Origin of the sequence: Paracoccus sp. FO-3 (assembly GCF_006386455.1) — a bacterium.
In the GTDB taxonomy this organism is placed as follows: Bacteria; Pseudomonadota; Alphaproteobacteria; order Rhodobacterales; family Rhodobacteraceae; genus Paracoccus; species Paracoccus versutus.
Window position 1 is genome coordinate 13,066 of record NZ_VCBQ01000031.1, and the last position, 20,618, is coordinate 33,683.

A 20,618-nucleotide genomic window follows, 5' to 3' on the forward strand; every position below is an offset into this window, starting at 1 on the left:
GGCGATCAAACGCCCGAATAGAGCCCTTCGTAGATCGGGCCCAGCGTGTCCACCTCGAACAGCGAGCTGACCGAGGTGCCGTTCCAGATGTTCAGGATCGCCTGGGCGAACATCGGCGCCGTCGGCACGATGCGAATGTTCGAGGCGGATTTCACCTTGTCGCTCGGCTCGATCGAATCGGTGATGACCAGCGATTTCATCACCGAGGCCTGCACCCGCTCGACCGCGGGGCCGGACAGGACGCCATGGGTGATATAGGCATGCACCTCGGTCGCGCCGTGTTCGGTCAGCACCTGCGCCGCCTTGCACAGCGTGCCGGCGGTGTCGCAGATGTCGTCGACGATGATGCAGGTCTTGCCGGTCACGTCGCCGATCACCGTCATCTCGGCCACCTCGCCCGGCTTTTCGCGGCGCTTGTCCACGATGGCCAGCGGCGCGCCGATGCGCTGCGCCAGTTCCCGCGCCCGCGCCACCCCGCCCACGTCGGGCGAGATCACCATCAGGTCCGACAGCCGCTCGCGGAAGTGATGCTTGATGTCCAGCGCAAAGACCGGCGCGGCATAAAGGTTGTCCACCGGGATGTCGAAGAAGCCCTGGATCTGCGCCGCATGCAGGTCAAGCGTCAGCACCCGGTCCACGCCCGCCTCGGTCAGCAGGTTCGCGACCAGCTTGGCGCTGATCGGCGTGCGGGCCTTGGCGCGGCGATCCTGGCGGGCATAGCCGAAATAGGGGATGACCGCGGTGATGCGCGCCGCCGAGGACCGCTTCAGCGCATCGGTCATGATCAGCAGTTCCATCAGGTTGTCATTGGCCGGGTTCGAGGTCGGCTGGATGATGAACATGTCCTCGCCGCGGACGTTCTCATAGACCTCGACGAAAATTTCCTGGTCGTTGAAACGCTCGACCCGCGCCTCGACGGGAGCGACGTTCATCCCGCGATGCATCGACATGCGCCGGGCAATGGCATTGGCCAGAGGCCGGTTCGCATTTCCCGCGATGAGCTTGGGTTCGGTCATGGCCGGCATGGGCTTTCCCTGTCTGGATTCGTGCGATTGCACCCCGCTTAGCACCGGGCTAGCCTGCCCGCAAACCCCGAGGACGAAACCATGGCGCATATCGACTATTACTTCGGCACACCCAGCCCCTGGAGCTATCTTGCCGGCAACCGGCTGGAGGAAATCGCCGCCCGCCATGGGGCGACGATCCGCTACAAGCCCGTCGATCTGCTGCAACTTTTCGACCGCACCGGCGGGGTGCGCCCCGCGAACCGCCACCCCTCGCGCATGGAATACCGCGCGCAGGAACTGCGCCGCTGGTCCCAGCACCTGGGCATGGCGCTGAACCCGAAGCCCGCCTTCTGGCCGGTGAATCCCGCCCCCTCGTCCTATGCCATCATCGCCGCGCAAGAGGCGGGCGGCGGCGACCTGGCCGGGCTGGTGCAGGGCTTTCTGCGCGCCGTCTGGGCCGAGGACGCCGACATCGCCGACGACGCGGTGATCCGCCGGACGCTGGCCGCGGCGGGCTTCGACCCGGACCTGGCCGACAAGGGCCTGTTCGTCGGCGCCGAGACCTTCGGCCGCAACCTGGAACAGGCGGTCGAGGCCGGGGCCTTCGGCGCGCCCTTCTATATCGTGCGCGAGACGGGCGAGCGGTTCTGGGGCCAGGACCGGCTGGATTTCCTCGACCGGCACCTGGCAAGCCTGTGAGCGCGCTGCACCTGAGGCGCTGGCCGGGCAACGAGGACCGCCCGGCCCTGGCGCTGCATTGCATGATGGGCAACGCGGTCTATTGGGGGCCGATCGCCGAGGCGCTGCGCGACCGTGTGCGGATCAGCGCGCCGGACCTGCCGGGCCATGGGCAAAGCCCGGACTGGCCGGGCGGCACGCCGGATTATCACACCGCCGTCACCCGCGCGGCCGCGGCGCTGATCGACCGGCCGCTGGACCTGATCGGCCACAGCATGGGCGCGACCGTGGCGCTGCGCATCGCCGTCGCCGCGCCCGAGGCCGTGCGCAGCCTGACCCTGATCGAGCCTGTGCTGTTCGCCGCCGCCCCCGAGGCGCAGAACGACGCGCTGATGGAGGATGTCGCGGCCCGGCTCGCCGCCGGGGAGGATGCCGAGGCGGCACGCGCCTTTCTTGGCATCTGGGGCGGGATCGACTGGGATTCGCAGACCGCCGCGGGCAAGGCCCGCCTGGCACGGCAGATCCACCTGGTCCAGGCCAGCAACCAAGCGCTGCGCCAGGACAGCGCCAATATCCTGCGGTCCGAGGGGCTGGAGGCCATCGACGCGCCCGTGCTGATCGTCATGGGCGAGGATTCGCCCGCCGTGATCCCGGCCATCGCCGATGCGCTGGCGGCACGGCTGCCCGATGTCGCGCGCGCGCGCGTTCCCGGCGCCGGCCATATGTTGCCGATCACCCATCCGCGGCAGGTGGCCGAGCTGATCGGGCTGAACCTGGACCGCGCCTGACCGGGGTCAGTCCAGATTCCAGTCGTCCTCGTGCCGCAAGGGGCCGATGGCCATCCAGCTGGCGCGCACGCGGGCGACGCGGGTATCGCCCCAGGTGCTGAACTGCAGCTCGAACCCCTCGGCGGTGATGTTCACCGCCTGAATGTCGGCGCGCTGGTTGGCATTGCCGTCCACGTCCCACATGCTCAGCGAGACATGCACCACGGGCGGCTCGACGAAGCGTTCGTCGAAGCGCACGGAACGCAGCTCGACCCGCGGCCCCTGCCCTGTCCACATCGGCCCGCCGCTCTCGAAGGCCGAGAACATCTCGGTCGAGCCATTGGCGACACCGACGGCGAAATATCCGAAACGTCGCACCCCTTACCCCTCCCCCATGCCATGAAAAAATGATGGCACAAGTAGATAAAGCCCCGGAAAACCGGGGCTTACCATAGTTTTCATCAATTCCCGGTTAATGCGGGAAATTCGCCTGGTTCGGGTCAAGCCCGATATGCGTGCCAAGCGCCTCCATGTCGGCCAGAAGCTTGACCGCCGCGGCGACCAATTCCTCGCCGGCAGTTTCGCGTTCCTTGGCGACTTCGACGCGACGACGGGCCTGGGCCATCATCTCGTTGAAGACCGCCTGCGTCATCTCGGCGCGGGGATGCCCGCGTTCGGCCAGCAGGGTGACGGAGTCGTTGTTGATCTCGGCGAAGCCGCCGGTCACTGCGAATTCCGTCGCGGACCCGTCCCCTGCCACCACGGTCACCAGACCGGGGCGCAGGTTGACGATGGCCGGCGCATGGCCGGGCATCGCCGTCAGGTCGCCATCGGCGCCGGGCAGGCGCACCTCGCGCACCGGGACGGAAACCAGGTTCCGTTCCGGCGAGACGAGGTCGAACTGCATCGTGTCGGCCATGTCGCCCCCTTACGCCGCGTCAGCGGCGAGACGCTGAGCCTTGGCTTTCACTTCCTCGATGCCGCCGACCATGTAGAAGGCCGCTTCCGGCAGGTGATCGTATTCGCCGGCCACGACCGCCTTGAACGAGGCGATGGTATCCTCCAGCGGCACCTGCACCCCGTCCGAGCCGGTGAAGACCTTGGCCACGTCGAAGGGCTGCGACAGGAAACGCTGGATCTTCCGGGCGCGGGCCACGGTCAGCTTGTCCTCTTCCGACAGTTCGTCCATGCCGAGAATGGCGATGATGTCCTGCAGCGATTTGTATTTCTGCAGGATCCCCTGGACGTCGCGGGCGACCTGGTAATGCTCTTCGCCGACGATCGCCGGATCGAGGATCCGCGAGTTCGAGTCGAGCGGGTCCACGGCCGGATAGATGCCCAGTTCCGAGATCGCGCGCGACAGAACGGTCGTGGCGTCCAGGTGGGCAAAGGTCGTGGCCGGCGCCGGGTCGGTCAGGTCGTCGGCCGGAACATAGACGGCCTGGATCGAGGTGATCGAGCCGTTCTTGGTCGAGGTGATGCGTTCCTGCATCGCGCCCATGTCCGTGGCCAGCGTCGGCTGGTAGCCCACGGCCGAGGGGATGCGGCCCAGAAGCGCCGACACTTCCGAACCCGCCTGGGTGAAGCGGAAGATGTTGTCGACGAAGAACAGAACGTCGGTGCCGGTCGCGTCGCGGAACTGCTCGGCCAGGGTCAGGCCGGTCAGCGCCACGCGCATCCGCGCCCCCGGAGGCTCGTTCATCTGGCCATAGACCAGCGCCACCTGCGATTCCGCCAGGTTGTCCGGCTTGATGACGCCCGATTCCACCATCTCGTGATAGAGGTCGTTGCCTTCGCGGGTCCGCTCGCCGACGCCGGCGAACACCGAATAGCCCGAGTGCACCTTGGCGATGTTGTTGATCAGTTCCATGATCAGAACCGTCTTGCCCACGCCGGCGCCGCCGAACAGGCCGATCTTGCCGCCCTTGGAATAGGGGGCCAGCAGGTCGATCACCTTGATGCCCGTCACCAGGATCTCGGACGCGGTCGCCTGGGCGGCGAAGTCCGGGGCCGGCTGGTGGATGGCGCGCTTGTCCGTTGCGACCAGCGGCTCGCCTTCGTCCACCGGCTCGCCGACGACGTTCAGGATGCGGCCGAGCGTCACGTCGCCGACCGGAACCATGATCGGGCCGCCGGTGTCACGCACCGGCAGGCCGCGGACCAGACCTTCGGTCGCGTCCATGGCGATGGTGCGGACGGTGTTCTCGCCCAGGTGCTGGGCTACTTCCAGCACCAGGCGCTTGCCGTTGTTCTCGGTTTCCAGAGCGTTCAGAATCGCAGGAAGCTGGCCGTCGAACTGCACGTCGACGACGGCGCCGATCACCTGCGTGATTTTTCCATTGGCCTCTGCCATGTCTCTACCTCTACGTGTCAGAGCGCCTCTGCGCCCGAGATGATTTCAATCAGTTCCTTGGTGATCGCGGCCTGACGCGAACGGTTGTATTCCGTCGTCAGCCTGTCGATCATGTCGCCGGCGTTGCGCGTGGCGTTGTCCATGGCGGTCATCCGCGCGCCCTGTTCGGACGCGGCATTCTCCAGCAGCGCCGCAAAGACCTGCGTCGCGACCGAGCGCGGCAGAAGGTCGTTCAGGATCGCGCTTTCATCCGGCTCGTAATCGTAGAGCGCCGAGGCCGCGGCCTCGCCCTCCTCGACCACGGCGGGGATGATCTGCCTTGCGGTCGGAACCTGGCTGATCACCGTTTCGAAGCGGTTGTAGAACAGCGTCGCCACGTCGAACTCGCCGGCGTCGAAGCGGTCGAGGATCTCGTCCGCGATCTGGCGCGCGTTCTCGTAGCCGATGCGCTTGACCTCGCTCATGTCGACGTGATGGACGAAGAGGTCGCTGTATTCGCGCTTCAGCTGCTCGCGGCCCTTCTTGCCGACGGTCAGGATCGACACCTGCTTGCCCTGCGCCAGCAACTCTTGCAGGCGCTGGCGGGCGAGCTTGACGATGGACGAGTTGAACCCGCCCGCAAGCCCGCGCTCCGAGGTCATCACCACCAGCAGGTGGCGGCGGTCTTCGCCGGTCCCTGCCAGCAGCCGCGGCGCCATGTCCGAGCCCGCCGCCGCAGCGGTCAGCCCGGCCATCACCGAGGCCATCCGGTCGGCATAGGGACGCGCAGCCTCCGCCGCTTCCTGCGCGCGGCGCAGTTTCGCGGCGGCGACCATCTGCATCGCCTTGGTGATCTTGCGCGTGTTCTTGACGCTGCCGATCCGGTTCTTGAGATCCTTGAGGCTGGGCATCTATCCCTCCTCTCAGGCGTAGGTCTTGGCGTAGCCGTCCAGCGCTGCCTTGATCGCATCCTCAAGCTCGCCCGCCACCTTGCGGTCGTTCCTGGTCATGTCCTCAAGCAGATCGGCCTTCTGGTTGCGCAGATACTGGATCAGCCCCTGCTCCCATTTGGTCACGTCGCGGACCGGGATGCCGTCCAGGTAGCCCTTGGTGCCGGCATAGATGACGATGACGATCTCGGCATTGGTCAGCGGCGAATATTGCGGCTGCTTCATCAGCTCGGTCAGGCGCGCGCCGCGGTTCAGCAGCTTCTGCGTCGCCGCGTCGAGGTCCGAGCCGAACTGCGCGAAGGCCGCCATCTCGCGATACTGCGCCAGCTCCAGCTTGACCGGGCCCGCGACCGACTTCATCGCCTTGGTCTGGGCGGCCGAGCCCACGCGCGACACCGAAAGGCCGGTGTTCACGGCCGGGCGGATGCCCTGGAAGAACAGTTCGGTTTCCAGGAAGATCTGGCCGTCGGTGATCGAGATCACGTTGGTCGGGATATAGGCCGACACGTCGCCCGCCTGGGTCTCGATGATCGGCAGCGCGGTCAGCGAGCCGGCACCGTTGGCCTCGTTCAGCTTGGCCGAACGCTCCAGCAGGCGCGAGTGCAGGTAGAAGACGTCGCCCGGATAGGCTTCGCGCCCCGGCGGACGGCGCAGCAGCAGCGACATCTGGCGATAGGCCACGGCCTGCTTGGACAGGTCGTCATAGATGATCAGCGCATCCATGCCGTTGTCGCGGAAATATTCGCCCATGGCGGTCGCCGAATAGGGCGCGAGATACTGCATCGGCGCCGGGTCCGAGGCGGTCGCGGCCACGACGGTGGTGTAGGCCATGGCGCCGGTCTCTTCCAGCTTCTTCACCAGCTGGGCCACGGTCGAGCGCTTCTGGCCGACGGCGACATAGATGCAGTGCAGGGTCTTCATGCCATCGGCCTCGCGGCCGTTGTAGTTCGCCTGGTTCAGGATGGTGTCCAGCGCGATGGCGGTCTTGCCGGTCTGGCGGTCGCCGATGATCAGCTCGCGCTGGCCGCGGCCGACCGGGATCATGGCGTCCACCGACTTCAGGCCGGTCGCCATCGGCTCGTGCACCGACTTGCGCGGCATGATGCCGGGGGCCTTCACGTCGGCGACGCGGCGCTCGGAGGCGTTCAGCGGGCCCTTGCCGTCGATCGGGTTGCCCAGCGCGTCCACGACGCGGCCCAGCAGTTCCTTGCCGGCGGGGACTTCCACGATGGCGCCGGTGCGCTTGACGGTGTCGCCTTCCTTGATGTCGCGGTCGTCGCCGAAGATCACGACGCCGACGTTGTCGGTTTCAAGGTTCAGCACCATGCCGCGGATGCCGCCGGGGAACTCGACCATCTCGCCGGCCTGAACCTTGTCCAGGCCATAGACGCGGGCGATGCCGTCACCGACGGACAGCACCTGCCCGACCTCGGCCACCTCGGCGTCCTGACCGAAATTCTTGATCTGATCCTTGAGGATGGCCGAGATTTCGGCTGCCTGGATTCCCATTATCCGACCTCTTTCATAGCATTCTGGAGGGAGGCGAGCTTCGAGCGGATCGAGCTGTCGATCATCTGCGAGCCCAGTTTGACGATCATGCCGCCGATGAGGCTTTCATCGACACGCGCGTTCAGTTTCACCTTCTTGCCCGATTTCACGGCCAGCGTATCCGCAAGGCGGGCCTTCTGTTCGTCCGTCAGCGCCTGGGCGCTGACCACGTCGGCGGTGACTTCGCCCTTCGCATCGGCGATCAGGCTGCGCAGCTTGGCCAGCAGCTGCGGCAGGGCGAACAGCCGGCGGTTGCGGGCCATCAGGCGCAGCGTGTTGGCCAGTTCGGGCGAAAGCCCCATGCGGCCGGCAAGCGCGCCGATCGCAGTTTCCTGCTGCTGGCGGTCGTAGAGGGGCGAGAGGGTCAGATCGCGCAGATCCTGGCTGGCGTCATAGGCCGAGGCCAGATCGTCGATCTGGGCGGACAGGGCGTCGATGCCGCCCGAGTCCCTGACCAGATCGAACAGGGCCTGCGCGTAACGCCCGGCGATATCAGCGGAAATCGAAGCGGAATTGGCCACGGTCATCCTTCCGGTTAGCGCAAGCTCCGCAGGCGGGCCGGCGGGCGGGCCGGTCTGTCGCGGAGCGCGGGTCAAGGGCAGGCCCTGGCACAATACGGCTGGAGCCTTCCCGAAATCTGCGGCGTCTCTAGCAGGTGATTTTCCCTGCCGCAACCGCCTTGAACACGGAAAAATGAGCGTTTGCGGCCCTTGGCCGAGGACAGCCTGCGACCGATTGCGCAAACAGCCCGCCCCTCCGGCCGCTCGCGCGTGCGCAGAGCCGCGACGCGGTGCCGGCAGCCGGGGGGATTCGCCCGCCCGTCCGCTCAGCCCGAGTCAGCCCGAGCCCCGCGCCGTGCGCCCGGCGCCTTGCCCCGCCGGCCGCGGCCGGGCGATGCCTCCCAGCACGTCGAGCGGGCTGGGCACGCTGACGCGCCGCCCCGGCCCGACCGGGGCCTGCACCTGCTTGCTGAACTCGGTCAGCACCACGCCCGCGACCAGGACCTGGCTGATGCGGAGCCCGGCACGTTCCCACATCTGCGCGCTCTTCAGCCAGAACCGCCGGTCCGAGGGCGGGATGTAGAGCGCGGCCCCCGTGCGCTCGGTCACGAAGCCGGCCTCGCGGGCCTGCACCTCCAGCTGCCCCGCGGTATAGCTGCGCCCGAAGCCGAAGGGCGTCGTCTCGGACCGCGCCCACAGCCCGGCGCGGTTCGGCACCATCACCAGCAGCCGCCCGCCCGGACCCAGCACGCGCCAGGCCTCGTCCAGCAGGACGAAGGGATGGTCCGCCGTCTCCAGCGCATGCAGCAGCACCAGCCGGTCCACGCTGCCGGTGTCCAGCGGCCAGGCCGTCTCCTCGCACAGGACCGAGCAATTGGGCAGTCCGGCCGGCCAGGCCATCACCCCCTGCGGCCCCGGCATCAGCGAGACGACCCGCCGCGCCCGCCCCAGCCAGGGCCGCAGCAGCGGCGCGGCAAAGCCATAGCCGGCCACGGTCATGCCCTGCACCTGCTCGGTCGGCCACAGCCCGGTCAGCCGGTCGCGCAGCACCCGCTGCACCACCCGGCCCAGGGGGCGGTTGTAATAGAATTTCCGCAGCTCATAGACGTCGTGATGCATTGCGCCTCCCGCCTCGCGAGGCCAGACTGCGGCAAAGAGAGGAATTTGCCAATGCCGCTGGAACTGGTCCCCGTCCGCTGCCTGACCGACAACTATGCCTGGCTCGTGCATGGCAACGGGCGGACCGCGCTGGTCGATGCGCCCGAGGCCGCGCCCATCCTGGCGGAACTGGCGGCGCGCGGCTGGTCGCTGGACCAGATCGCGCTGACCCACCACCATGCCGACCACATCCAGGCGGTGCCCGAACTGGTCGCGCAGACCGGCGCCGCGGTGATCGGCAATGCCGAGGATGCCGCCCGGCTGCCGCCGCTGGACCACGCCGTGCGGCCCGGCGAACGCTTCGCGCTTTGCGGTGAGGAGGCCGAGGTGATCGACGTCTCGGGCCATACCGTCGGCCATGTCGCCTTCCACCTGCCCGGCTCGGCCATGGTCTTTACCGCCGACAGCCTGATGGCGCTCGGCTGCGGCCGGCTGTTCGAGGGCGATGCCGCGATGATGTGGGCCAGCCTCTCGCGCCTGAACGCCCTGCCGGCGGAAACCCTGGTCTGCTCGGGACATGACTATTGCCGCGGCAACGGCGCCTTCGCCCTGTCGGTCGATCCCGGCAATGCGGCGCTGCGCGAAAGGCTGGCCGACACGGCGGCCGGCGGGCGGCCCTGCGCCCCCTCGACCCTGGCCGAGGAACGGGCGACCAACCCCTTCCTGCGGGTCGCGGAACTGGCGGATTCCCTTGGCCTTGCCGGCGCGCCCGAGGCCGCGGTCTTTGCCGAGCTGCGCGCCAGGAAGGATCGGTTCTGAGGTGTTTTCGCAACGCAGCAAGGACAAAGGGCCGGAACCGGCCCCCTGTCCCGCCATGGCGTTCGCCCAGGGCGACATGCTTGAAATTCGGCCAGGGGAACATCACATCTGCCTCAACCACGGGAAATTCGGCAGGGGCGGACGCAAATACCGCTTGAACTGCGCCGCAATCCACCAAATCTTAACTGTATCGTGACAGTCTGGTCAGGTGGACCGCTAAATCTGGCGGCCCATACCGCCAGCCGACTGACAGGAGCTTGAAGTGCCGTCCTTTTCGACCTCGCTGGAACAGGCCATCCATGCCGCGCTTGCGCTGGCCAACGAACATCGCCATGAGCTTGCCACGCTTGAACACCTCCTGCTCGCGCTGACGGAAGAACCCGATGCCGTGAAGGTGATGCGGGCATGCAATGTCGATCTGGACGAGTTGCGCCGCATGCTGGTCGAGTTCATCGAGGACGACCTTTCGACCCTCATCACCGATGTCGAGGGTTCCGAGGCCGTCCCCACCGCCGCCTTCCAGCGCGTGATCCAGCGCGCCGCGATCCATGTGCAAAGCTCGGGCCGGACCGAGGTGACGGGGGCGAACGTCCTTGTCGCCATCTTCGCCGAGCGCGAATCCAACGCCGCCTTCTTCCTGCAAGAGCTGGACATGACGCGCTATGACGCGGTGAATTTCATCGCCCATGGCGTCGCCAAGAACCCCTCCTTCTCGGAAAACCGCCCGGTCCAGGGCGCCGAGCAGCAGGCCGAGCAGGCCCAGGCCGAAACCGCCCAGCCCAAGGACGAATCGGCGCTGGCGAAATATTGCGTCGACCTGAACAAGAAGGCCGCCAAGGGCGACGTCGATCCGCTGATCGGCCGCGCCGACGAGGTCGAGCGCTGCATCCAGGTGCTGTGCCGGCGTCGCAAGAACAACCCGCTGCTGGTCGGCGATCCCGGCGTCGGCAAGACCGCCATCGCCGAGGGGCTGGCGCTCAAGATCACCCGCGGCGAGACGCCGGACGTGCTGGCCGGCTCGACCATCTTCTCGCTCGACATGGGGGCGCTGCTGGCCGGCACCCGCTATCGCGGCGATTTCGAGGAACGGCTGAAGGCCGTCGTCAAGGAACTCGAGGACCATCCCGACGCCATCCTCTTCATCGACGAGATCCATACGGTGATCGGCGCCGGTGCCACCTCGGGCGGCGCCATGGACGCCTCGAACCTGCTCAAGCCGGCGCTGGCCGGCGGCAAGCTGCGCTGCATGGGCTCGACCACCTACAAGGAGTTCCGCCAGCATTTCGAAAAGGACCGGGCGCTGTCGCGCCGCTTCCAGAAGATCGACGTGAACGAGCCGACCGTGCCCGACACGATCAAGATCCTGATGGGGCTGAAGCCCAGTTTCGAAAAGCACCACGACCTGCGCTATACCAATGACGCGATCAAGATGGCGGTCGAGCTTTCGGCGCGCTACATCCACGACCGCAAGCTGCCCGACAAGGCCATCGACGTGATCGACGAGGCCGGTGCGGCGCAGCATCTGGTCGCGGAAAGCAAGCGCCGCAAGACCATCGGCCCCAAGGAGATCGAGGCGGTGGTGGCCAAGATCGCCCGCATCCCGCCCAAAAGCGTCTCCAAGGACGATGCGGCGGTGCTGAAGGATCTGGACGCGACGCTCAAGCGGCTGGTCTTCGGCCAGGACGCGGCGATCGAGGCGCTGTCCTCGGCGATCAAGCTGGCGCGGGCGGGCCTGCGCGAACCCGAAAAGCCGATCGGCAACTATCTCTTCGCCGGCCCCACCGGCGTCGGCAAGACCGAGGTGGCCAAGCAGCTCGCCTCGACGCTGGGGGTGGAGCTGCTGCGCTTCGACATGTCGGAATACATGGAAAAGCACGCGGTCAGCCGGCTGATCGGCGCACCTCCGGGCTATGTCGGCTTCGACCAGGGCGGGCTTCTGACCGACGGGGTGGACCAGCATCCGCATTGCGTGCTGCTGCTCGACGAGATCGAAAAGGCGCACCCGGATGTCTACAACATCCTGCTGCAGGTCATGGACCACGGCAAGCTCACCGACCATAACGGCCGGCAGGTGGATTTCCGCAACGTGATCCTGATCATGACCTCGAATGCGGGCGCGGCGGACCAGGCCAAGGCCGCCTTCGGCTTCGGCCGCGAACGCCGCGAGGGCGAGGATACCGCCGCCATCGAGCGCACCTTCACGCCCGAGTTCCGCAACCGGCTGGATGCGGTCATCAGCTTCGCGCCGCTCTCGCGCGAGGTGATCGTGCAGGTGGTCGAGAAATTCGTCCTCCAGCTCGAGGCCCAGCTGATCGACCGCGGCGTCCATATCGAACTGAGCCCCGAGGCCGCCGACTGGCTGGCCGAACGCGGCTATGACGAAAAGATGGGCGCGCGCCCCCTCGGCCGGGTGATCCAGGAATCGATCAAGAAGCCCCTGGCCGAGGAACTCCTGTTCGGCCGCCTGACCAAGGGCGGCGTGGTCCGGGTGCGGATCGAGGACGACAAGCCCGTCTTCGACATCACCGGCCCCGAGACGCCCAGGATCAGCAACTCCAAGCCGCCGCTGCTGACGGCGGACTGATCGCCGATCCCGGAAAGACAAAGGCGGCGCACCCCTCGCGCCGCCTTTCCTCTGCGTCGCAAGTCCTCTGCGTCGCAGGGGCCGCCCGGCTTTTCTTCCGTGTGGAAATATCCCGGGGGTCCGGGGGCAGCGCCCCCGGCGCAGCCGCGCCGTTCGGCCGCACCCGATCCTCCGCCAGGCCCGATCCCGACCGCCCCGGCCTTCTACCCCTTGGCCCTGCCTTCCTTGATCTTCGCCGCCAGCTCCTTGGCGATGGCGAAGCTGCCCTTGATGCGCTCGGCGTCGGTCGGCCAGTCGCGCAGGACGACGATGCGGTTATCCGTCACCTTGGCCTGGCCGCGCTGGTCGTGGATGAACTCGACCAGCCCGGCCGGGTTCGGGAACTTGTCGCCGTGGAACTGGATGGTCGCGCCCTTGGGCCCGGCATCCAGCCGGGCGATATTCGCCCGCTTGGCCATGGCCTTGATGCGGATGACCAGCAAAAGCGTGTTCACCTCGCGCGGCAAGGGGCCGAAACGGTCGATCAGCTCGGCCGCGAAACCCTCCAGCTCGACCTTGCTGGTCAGCTCGGCCAGGCGGCGATAAAGCCCCAGCCGCACGTCCAGGTCGGGAACATAGCTTTCCGGGATCGTCACCGGCACGCCCAGGTTCAGCTGCGGCGCCCATTCGTCCTCGGGCGTGCCCTCGATCTCGCCGGATTTCAGCTTGGCGATGGTCTCCTCCAGCATCTGCTGGTAAAGCTCGAAGCCGACCTCCTTGATATGGCCCGACTGCTCCTCGCCCAGAAGGTTGCCGGCACCGCGCAGGTCCAGGTCCTGCGAGGCCAGGTTGAAGCCGGCGCCCAGGCTGTCGATGGCGCCCAGGAATTTCAGCCGCCGCATCGCCTGCGGGGTCAAGGGCACCCGCGGCTTGGTGGTCAGGTAGCAATAAGCCCGCGTCTTGGAGCGCCCGACCCGGCCGCGGATCTGGTAAAGCTGCGCCAGGCCGAACATGTCGGCGCGCCAGACCACCATGGTGTTCGCGGTCGGGATGTCCAGCCCCGATTCGACGATGCTGGTCGCCAGCAGCACATCGGCGCCGCGGTCGTAGAAGGCATTCATCCGCTGGTCCAGGTCGCCCGCCGCCAGCTGGCCATGGGCGACGATGGTGCTGGCCTCCGGCACATGCTCGCGCAGCCATTCCTCGACGTCGGGCAGGTCGGCCAGCCGCGGCACGACGAAGAAGCTCTGCCCGCCGCGATATTTCTCGCGCAGCAGCGCCTCGCGGATGGTCACGCCGTCGAACTCGGACACATAGGTGCGGATCGCCAGGCGGTCCACCGGCGGCGTGCCGATGATCGACAGATCCCGCACCCCGGTCAGCGACAGCTGCAAGGTGCGCGGGATCGGCGTCGCGGTCAGGGTCAGGACGTGGATGTCGCTGCGCAGCTCCTTCAGCCGCTCCTTGTGCCCGACGCCGAAATGCTGCTCCTCGTCGACGATCAGCAGGCCCAGGGTCTTGAAGCGCACCTGTTTCGCCAGCACGGCATGGGTGCCGACGACGATGTCCACCGTGCCCTCGGCCAGGCCCTTGCGGGTCTCGGCCGCGTCCTTGGCGGAGACGAAGCGCGACAGCGGCCGGACATTGATCGCCGTGCCGCGGAAGCGCTCGGCAAAGGTGCGGAAGTGCTGGCGCGCCAGCAGCGTGGTCGGCGCCACCACGGCGACCTGCCGGCCCTGCGAGGCGGCGATGAAGGCCGCGCGCATGGCGACCTCGGTCTTGCCGAAGCCCACGTCGCCCACGACCAGCCGGTCCATGGGCCGGCCGGCGGCCAGATCCTCGGCCACGTCGGCGATGGCGGCGGCCTGATCCTCGGTCTCGGCATAGGGGAAGCGGGCGGCGAAGCTTTCGATCTCGTGATGCTCGGGCTCCAGCACCGGGGCGGGCCGCAGCAGGCGTTCGGCCGCGACGCGCATCAGCCGGTCGGCGATCAGCTTGATGCGTTCCTTGAGGCGCGCTTTCCGCGCCTGCCAGGCGCCGCCGCCCAGCTTGTCGAGCAACCCTTCCTCGTGCCCGTAGCGGCTGAGCAGCTCGATATTCTCGACCGGCAGGTAAAGCCGGTCGCCGCCGGCATATTCCAGCGCCACGCAATCATGCGGCACGCCAAGCGCCTGGACGGTCTCCAGCCCGGTATAGCGGCCGATGCCGTGTTCGACATGCACGACCAGGTCGCCGGGGCTCAGCATCGTGGTATCGCGCAGGAAATTCTCGGCCTTGCGGCGGCGCTTGGCCCCCCGGATCAGCCGGTCGCCCAGCACGTCCTGTTCCGAGATCACCGCCAGCGCCCCGGTGGCCGCGCCGTCCGAGGTAAAGCCCTCCTCCAGCGGCCAGACCGCCAGGCCAAGCGCACCGGGCTGGTCGGGCAGCTCGCGCAGGTCGGCGATGGGCTGGGCGCCCTTGATGCCCTCATCGGCGATCAGCCCGGCCAGGCGTTCGCGCGCCCCTTCCGAGAAGCTGGCGATGATCACCCTGCGCGAGGCTTGAAGATTTCGAATATGATCGGCAAGAGCCTTGAAAAGATTTCCCTTCTCGGCCTGGCGCTCGGGAGCGAAATTGCGCCCGACGCGACCGCCGGCATCCAGCACGCCCGGACCCGGCGGCTGCGGCAGAACCGAAAGGCGCAGCACCCGATGCGCGGCCAGCCAGCGCGCCCATTCGGCCTCGTCCGGGAACATGCCGGAGGGCGGCACGGGGCGATAGACCGTGTCGGTGCCGCCCTTGCGGGCCAGCGCCTCGCGCCGCGCCGCGAACTGCTCGGTGATCGTGTGCCAGCGCGCGTCGCGCACCTGCTCCAGATGGTCGTCCGCCACCACCGAAGCGCCGGGCAGATAGTCGAACAGGCTTTCCAGCCGCGCATGGAACCAGGGCAGCCAATGCTCCATGCCGGCCATCTTGCGGCCGGCGCTGATGCCCTCGTAAAGCGGATCGTTGGCGCCGCCGCCATATTCGGCGCGGTAGTTCTGGCGAAAGCGGGTGATGGCGGCTTCGTCCAGGATCACCTCGGACATGGGCGCAAGCTCGACGCGGTCGAGCTTTTCGATGGAACGCTGTGTTTCTGCGTCGAATCTGCGCGCACCGTCCAGGACGTCGCCGAACATGTCCAGCCGGATCGGCCCGGATTCGCCTGGCGGGAAGATGTCGATGATGCCGCCGCGGACGGCGAAATCGCCCGGCTCGGTCACGGTCGGGGCCTGCGAGAATCCCATGCGGGCCAGGAAGGCGCGCAAGGCGCCTTCGTCCATGCGGTCGCCCACCGCGGCCGAGAAGCCGGCGCCGCGCAGCACCTCGCGCGCGGGCACGCGCTGCATGGCGGCCGAAAGCGTGGTCAGCACCACGAACGGCCCCTTCAGCGCGCCATGCGCCAGCGCCGTCAGCACCGCCATGCGCGCGGCCATCACCGCCCCCGCGGGCGAGACGCGGTCATAGGGCGTGGTGTCCCAGGCCGGGAACTCCAGCATCGCGGCCGAGGGCGCAAAGAAGCCCAGCGCCGCCCGCATCGCGGCCATGCGCCGGTCGTCGCGGGCGATGTGGATGACGGGATTGCCGCGGGCCAGTTCGCGCGCGACCAGCGCGGCGTCCATGCCCTCGGGCGCGCCGGACAGGGTCAGGTGTTCGGGAAGCGGTGCCATGCGCCCCGAGGTAAAGCCGGCATCGGCGAAGTCAAGAGCGGTTCAGAAGCCGAAGGGATGCACGATCATCCAGAGCGCGCCATAAAAGGCGGTCAGCGCCACCACAAGGACCGACATGGCCAGGATCACCATCCGGTGCCGGCGCATCAGCCGCGCGGCCTCGGCCCCGGCCTCGTTGACCGGCTGGCCCACCTCGGCGCGGGCCAGCACCGCGCGCAGGCGCCGCGCCAGCCGCAGCTCCAGCCCGAAAAGCAGGGCGAAGGGCAGGACCAGCAGCACCAGCGCCTGCGCCATCTCCAGCCCGTAGCCAAAGCCCAGGATGGCCAACGTGGTCAGCAGGAACGAGCCCAGCCCCAGCAGGATCGCGCCCTCGCGCCGGTCGATGCGCCAGCGCGGCAGGGTCAGCGACAGCCAGTCGAGCAGCGCCAGGGCGGCCGGGTCGTCCCTGGGGCCCGGCTCGGCGCCGACGGCCCCGGAAATCACGTCCGAGGGCACGCCCAGGATGCGGCGCCCCGCCATGGTCCAGGCCAGAGTCAGGATCACCCAGAACCAGATCGAGCCGAAGGACCGGCTGTCCAGCAGGGCGAGGATTCCCTCGGGTCGGGGCACGTCTTCTCCTTGCAGCGGTTGCGCAGGGCAAACTAACCGGGCCTGGGGCAAAGGAAAACCTCGATTTTCGCCGCCGGGCGGCAAGGGGTTGCGCGGCGCGGGGCATGGGTGCAGGTTCGGGCCAGATCCTTGCAAGCCACAGGCCCCGCCCATGTCCCCGACCCCGATCACCGCCCCCTTCCCCGCCAGCCGCCTGCGCCGGCTGCGCCGCACGCCCGCGCTGCGCGCGATGGTGACGGAAACGACCCTGACCCCCGCCAACCTGATCTGGCCGATCTTCGTGACCGAGATCGCCGGCGGCGAGGGCGAGATCCCCTCGATGCCGGGCGTCGAGCGGCTGACGCTGAACGGCGCCAAGCGCGCGGCGGAAACCGCGATGCGGCTGGGCATCCCGGCGATCTGCATCTTTCCCCACTCCGACCCGGAGCTGAAGACCGAAAGCTGCGAGCGCGCCTGGGATCCCGACAACATCGGCAACCGCGCCATCCGCGCCATCAAGGAGGTCGCGCCCGAACTGGCGGTGATGACTGACATCGCGCTGGACCCCTATAACGCCAACGGCCATGACGGGCTGGTGCGCGACGGGGTGATCCTGAACGACGAGACCGTCGAGGCGCTTGGCCGCATGGCGCTGGTCCAGGCCGAGGCGGGGGCGGACATCCTGGGCCCCTCGGACATGATGGACGGGAGGATCGGCGCGCTGCGCGGGCTGCTGGAGCAAAACGGCCACAAGGACGTGGCGATCCTGTCCTATGCGGCGAAATTCGCCAGCGGCTTCTATGGCCCGTTCCGCGACGCGGTGGGCGCCTCGGGGCGGCTGGTGGGCGACAAGAAGACCTATCAGGTGAACCCCGCCAACCGCGAAGAGGCAATGCGCTGCGTCGCCCGCGACCTGGCCGAGGGCGCCGACATGGTCATGGTCAAGCCGGGCATGCCCTATCTGGACATCTGCCGCATGGTCCGCGACCAGTTCGCGGCGCCGACCTTTGCCTATCAGGTCAGCGGCGAATATGCGATGATCGAGGGCGCGATCCGCAACGGCTGGCTGTCGCGCGAGGTGGTGGTGGAAAGCCTGCTGGCCTTTCGCCGCGCCGGCTGCGACGGCATCCTGACCTATTACGCGCCGCAGGTGGCCGAAAGGCTGGCGTGAGGGCGCGCGCCCGTCTATCATCGCGGCCTTGACAGGCGGGGCAACCGCCGAACAGGGAACGAGGGCTAGGATGATGTATTCCAACGGGATGAGCCGGCGCCTGCTGCTGCTGGGCGGCGCGGCGCTGGGGCTGGCGGGCTGTTCGAACGCGATCGGGCAGGATGCGCCCTCGCGGCTGGACGCGCGCGTCGATGCGACGCGGGACTTCCTGCTGCGCAGCTATCCCAATGTCGCGCCCATGGTGCAGAACGCCAAGGGCGTGCTCTACATGCCGCTGATGACCGAGGCAGGCTTCGGCGTCGGCGGCGCCTATGGCCAGGGCGCGCTGCGCATCAACGACGTGACGGTGGACTACTATTCGGCGGCGCAGGCCAGCGTCGGCTTCCAGATCGGCGCGCAGCAATATGCCCATGTGCTGATCTTCCAGACCGATGCCGCGCTGGCCGATTTCCGCCGCGCGCCGGGCTGGGTGGCCGAGGCCGGGGCCTATTACGCGCTGCCCGCCGGGGGCGTCTCGATGGGCACCGACACCATCACCGCGCAGCAGCCGGTGGTGGCGATGATCTTCGGCCAGTCGGGTCTGATGGCCGGCGCCTCGATCGCCGGGACGAAATACAGCCGCGTCATCCCCTCGACCTTCTGACCCTCGACCTTCTGAGGGCGCGCGCCAAGGCCGGACGCCCTGCCCGGCCCAGCCTTTCAGCTGCCGTGGATGATGCGGACGTAGTTGCGCGTCTCGCGATAGGGCGGCACGCCGCCGTATTTCGCCACCGCCGCCGGCCCGGCGTTATAGGCCGCCAGCGCCAGCCGCCAGCTGCCGAAGGTGTTGTACATCATGCGCAGGTAGCGCGCGCCGCCTTCCAGGTTCTGCATCGGGTCGTTGGGATCGACGCCCAGCTTGGCCGCCGTGCCCGGCATCAGCTGCGCCAGCCCCTGCGCCCCCTTGTGCGAGCGGGCCGAGGGGTTCCAGCCCGATTCCTGCTGCACCAGGCGCAGGAACAGATCCTCGGGGATGCCGTGCTTGCGCGCGACGGCACGGGCATGGGGCAGGTACTGGCTGCGCCGGTTGCCGCGATAGGCGGGGATGGCGGTGGGAATGTCCAGCTCCACCACGCTCTTGGTCGAGGTGCCGCCGGGGCGCAGCCGCGCCGATTGCTGGTATTGCGCGGCCAGGCGCGAATCCATCAGCCGGGTCTGGCGCTCGAACTGGGCCAGCCGCGACTTGCCGCTTTTCGCCTGCAGCCGCAGCCCGTCGGCCGTGGCGGGGGCGGCCAGCCCGGCCGAAAGCGCCAGGGCCATCACGGCCCGGCCCAGCTGGCGCATCATCGCCCGATCGCGTGAAAGCATCCTTGGTCCCTCATGCATGGCGTCTTCTTTTTTGCCGGCACTATAGCGCAAAGCGGGCCGCGCGCCGCAAGAGGATTTTGCCGCGCGCCGGGCGGCACCGCCATCGGCGGATTTCCGCCCATGGCCGGGGTGACGCCATTCCGCTTGCCCCCCCGCCCCCTCACGCGCTACACCCCCGCGGGAACGAAGCCAACGAAAGGGACCGCAGCATGGCTGGCAGCGTGAACAAGGTGATCCTGGTCGGCAACCTGGGCCAAGACCCGGAGATCCGCAGCTTTCCCAGCGGCGGCAAGGTCGCCAACCTGCGTATCGCGACCTCGGAGACCTGGAAGGACCGCAACACCGGCGAGCGCAAGGAGCGCACGGAATGGCACACGGTCGCCATCTATTCCGAGCCCCTGGTCCGCGTGGCCGAGCAATACCTGAAAAAGGGCTCCAAGGTCTATGTCGAGGGCCAGCTGGAGACCCGCAAATGGCAGGACCAGAGCGGCAACGACCGCTATTCGACCGAGGTGGCGCTGCGCCCCTTCCGCAGCGAGCTGCACATGCTCGACAGCCGCGGCGGCGGTGCGGCGGGCGGCGGCCGCGATGACGGCTATGGCGGCGGCGGTTACGGGGGCGGCGGCTATGGCGGCGGCGGCTCTTCGGGCGGCAGTTCCTCAGGCGGCGGGCAGTCGCAGAACCGTCCCGATTTCGACGACGACATCCCGTTCTGATCCGCGAATCCTGGGCCCGCGAACCTGGCCCCACGAATCCCGATCCCGGCCCCTCGCGGCCGGGATCTTGCGTTCAGAACCGGCTCAGCAGGTCCGAGCGGAACGAGGCGTCCAGCCGCCGCATGTAGCTTTCGGCGCAGCACATGTGGTCGTGCATGATGCGGGCGGCGGCATCGCCGTCCTCGGCACGAAAGGCGGCCAGCAATTGCCGGTGGCTTTCGATATTCGCCTCGCCGAAGATCTCGTGCTCGCGCATGCTTTCGCTGCGATAGCTGACCAGGTCGCGCAGCATGCTGTTCAGAAAGCGGCACATGAAGACCAGGATCACGTTGTCCGAGGCCTCGCAGAGGATGTCGTGGAACTCGGTCTCGGCCCGGCGCACCACGGCGCGGTCCTGGGCCGCGTTCGCCTCTTCGCAGATGCGGATGTTTTCCTCGAGCCGGCGGAAATGCGCGGGCGTCAGCTTGCCGATGACGTTGCGCGCCAGGCTGACCTCCAGCGACTGGCGCAGCTCGTAGACCTGGGCGAAGTCGATCTTCTGGAAATGCAGGTATTGCCGCAGCTGCTGGGTGACGATGTCGATCGAGGCCGGCTGGATCTCGGGCCCGCCGTTCGGACCCGAGAGCATGCGCACCAGCCCCTCGACCTCCAGCGCCTTCAGCGCCTCGCGGATGGTGCCTTTCGAGCAGCCGTAATGCTCCATCAGCGCGCGCTCATGCGGCAATCGGTCGCCGGGGTGCATGCCGTCGCGGGCGATGCGGCGGCGGATGTCCTCGGCCACCTGGTCCGACAGCTTGATGCGGGTAAGCCTGCGTTCCTTGCCTGCCGGCGCGTCCTGATCCATG

19 protein-coding genes are annotated in these 20,618 nt (G+C 68.1%); 7 read left to right on the forward strand and 12 right to left on the reverse strand.

Annotation, left to right across the window (positions count from 1 at the left end; translation table 11 throughout):
* Positions 1 to 5 precede the first annotated feature (5 nt).
* Positions 6 to 1,025, reverse strand: coding sequence for a ribose-phosphate pyrophosphokinase (locus FE811_RS10755; protein ID WP_036756670.1), 1,020 nt, complete (start codon positions 1,023 to 1,025; stop codon positions 6 to 8).
* A gap of 81 nt (positions 1,026 to 1,106) precedes the next feature.
* Here FE811_RS10755 and FE811_RS10760 point away from each other — a divergent pair, with 81 nt between their 5' ends.
* Together FE811_RS10760 and FE811_RS10765 are read left to right on the forward strand one after the other, a co-directional pair.
* Positions 1,107 to 1,706: a 2-hydroxychromene-2-carboxylate isomerase gene (locus FE811_RS10760; protein ID WP_036756673.1), complete on the forward strand. Its 600-nt coding sequence runs from the start codon at positions 1,107 to 1,109 to the stop codon at positions 1,704 to 1,706.
* Positions 1,703 to 2,473 carry an alpha/beta fold hydrolase gene (locus FE811_RS10765; RefSeq protein WP_116222594.1) on the forward strand — a complete coding sequence of 257 codons (771 nt, stop codon included), beginning with the start codon at positions 1,703 to 1,705 and terminating at the stop codon, positions 2,471 to 2,473. Before FE811_RS10760 ends, FE811_RS10765 begins: the two co-directional genes overlap by 4 nt.
* Positions 2,474 to 2,479: 6 nt before the next feature.
* Here the strand turns inward: FE811_RS10765 and FE811_RS10770 are convergent, their stop codons facing one another.
* From FE811_RS10770 to FE811_RS10800, 7 genes are all read right to left on the reverse strand, one after another.
* Positions 2,480 to 2,830: an H-type lectin domain-containing protein gene (locus FE811_RS10770; RefSeq protein ID WP_036756679.1), complete on the reverse strand. Its 351-nt coding sequence runs from the start codon at positions 2,828 to 2,830 to the stop codon at positions 2,480 to 2,482.
* Positions 2,831 to 2,924: 94 nt separating this feature from the next.
* Positions 2,925 to 3,371 carry a F0F1 ATP synthase subunit epsilon gene (locus FE811_RS10775; protein WP_036756682.1) on the reverse strand — a complete coding sequence of 149 codons (447 nt, stop codon included), beginning with the start codon at positions 3,369 to 3,371 and terminating at the stop codon, positions 2,925 to 2,927.
* Between the two features lie 9 nt (positions 3,372 to 3,380).
* Positions 3,381 to 4,805, reverse strand: coding sequence for a F0F1 ATP synthase subunit beta (atpD, locus tag FE811_RS10780; protein ID WP_036756685.1), 1,425 nt, complete (start codon positions 4,803 to 4,805; stop codon positions 3,381 to 3,383).
* Between the two features lie 17 nt (positions 4,806 to 4,822).
* Complete coding sequence (locus FE811_RS10785; protein WP_036756686.1) at positions 4,823 to 5,695, reverse strand: F0F1 ATP synthase subunit gamma; 873 nt, start codon at positions 5,693 to 5,695, stop codon at positions 4,823 to 4,825.
* A 12-nt stretch (positions 5,696 to 5,707) separates the two neighbouring features.
* Positions 5,708 to 7,243 carry a F0F1 ATP synthase subunit alpha gene (atpA, locus tag FE811_RS10790; protein ID WP_036756687.1) on the reverse strand — a complete coding sequence of 512 codons (1,536 nt, stop codon included), beginning with the start codon at positions 7,241 to 7,243 and terminating at the stop codon, positions 5,708 to 5,710.
* The gene (locus FE811_RS10795; protein ID WP_181180853.1) at positions 7,243 to 7,803 is read right to left on the reverse strand and encodes a F0F1 ATP synthase subunit delta; all 561 of its coding nucleotides are present in this window, start codon (positions 7,801 to 7,803) and stop codon (positions 7,243 to 7,245) included. Before FE811_RS10795 ends, atpA begins: the two co-directional genes overlap by 1 nt.
* Positions 7,804 to 8,118: 315 nt before the next feature.
* Positions 8,119 to 8,901 carry a methyltransferase domain-containing protein gene (locus tag FE811_RS10800; protein ID WP_036756690.1) on the reverse strand — a complete coding sequence of 261 codons (783 nt, stop codon included), beginning with the start codon at positions 8,899 to 8,901 and terminating at the stop codon, positions 8,119 to 8,121.
* 51 nt (positions 8,902 to 8,952) lie between these two features.
* On the opposite strand from FE811_RS10800, the gene gloB reads away from it, so the two are divergent.
* Both gloB and clpA read left to right on the forward strand, forming a co-directional pair.
* Positions 8,953 to 9,699, forward strand: coding sequence for a hydroxyacylglutathione hydrolase (gloB, locus tag FE811_RS10805; protein ID WP_116222593.1), 747 nt, complete (start codon positions 8,953 to 8,955; stop codon positions 9,697 to 9,699).
* A gap of 262 nt (positions 9,700 to 9,961) precedes the next feature.
* On the forward strand, positions 9,962 to 12,283 hold the full coding sequence (gene clpA, locus FE811_RS10810) for an ATP-dependent Clp protease ATP-binding subunit ClpA (protein ID WP_036756693.1): 2,322 nt from the start codon (positions 9,962 to 9,964) through the stop codon (positions 12,281 to 12,283).
* Between the two features lie 203 nt (positions 12,284 to 12,486).
* On the opposite strand, the gene mfd is transcribed toward clpA, so the two are convergent.
* Together mfd and FE811_RS10820 are read right to left on the reverse strand one after the other, a co-directional pair.
* A complete protein-coding gene (gene mfd / locus FE811_RS10815; RefSeq protein ID WP_116222592.1) occupies positions 12,487 to 15,951 on the reverse strand; it encodes a transcription-repair coupling factor in 3,465 nt (1,154 codons plus the stop codon).
* 42 nt (positions 15,952 to 15,993) lie between these two features.
* On the reverse strand, positions 15,994 to 16,560 hold the full coding sequence (locus FE811_RS10820; protein ID WP_116222591.1) for a hypothetical protein: 567 nt from the start codon (positions 16,558 to 16,560) through the stop codon (positions 15,994 to 15,996).
* Positions 16,561 to 16,711: 151 nt separating this feature from the next.
* On the opposite strand from FE811_RS10820, the gene hemB reads away from it, so the two are divergent.
* A complete protein-coding gene (gene hemB, locus FE811_RS10825) occupies positions 16,712 to 17,710 on the forward strand; it encodes a porphobilinogen synthase (RefSeq protein ID WP_116222590.1) in 999 nt (332 codons plus the stop codon).
* Positions 17,711 to 17,780: 70 nt separating this feature from the next.
* A complete protein-coding gene (locus tag FE811_RS10830) occupies positions 17,781 to 18,353 on the forward strand; it encodes a YSC84-related protein (RefSeq protein WP_084197151.1) in 573 nt (190 codons plus the stop codon).
* Positions 18,354 to 18,409: 56 nt separating this feature from the next.
* Here the strand turns inward: FE811_RS10830 and FE811_RS10835 are convergent, their stop codons facing one another.
* Positions 18,410 to 19,057: a lytic transglycosylase domain-containing protein gene (locus tag FE811_RS10835; RefSeq protein ID WP_036756703.1), complete on the reverse strand. Its 648-nt coding sequence runs from the start codon at positions 19,055 to 19,057 to the stop codon at positions 18,410 to 18,412.
* A 209-nt stretch (positions 19,058 to 19,266) separates the two neighbouring features.
* On the opposite strand from FE811_RS10835, the gene ssb reads away from it, so the two are divergent.
* Entirely contained in the window at positions 19,267 to 19,773 is a 507-nt protein-coding gene (gene ssb, locus FE811_RS10840; RefSeq protein ID WP_116222589.1) for a single-stranded DNA-binding protein, read from the forward strand.
* Positions 19,774 to 19,846: 73 nt separating this feature from the next.
* Here the strand turns inward: ssb and FE811_RS10845 are convergent, their stop codons facing one another.
* Positions 19,847 to 20,617 carry a FadR/GntR family transcriptional regulator gene (locus FE811_RS10845; protein WP_072461938.1) on the reverse strand — a complete coding sequence of 257 codons (771 nt, stop codon included), beginning with the start codon at positions 20,615 to 20,617 and terminating at the stop codon, positions 19,847 to 19,849.
* Position 20,618 lies beyond the last annotated feature (1 nt).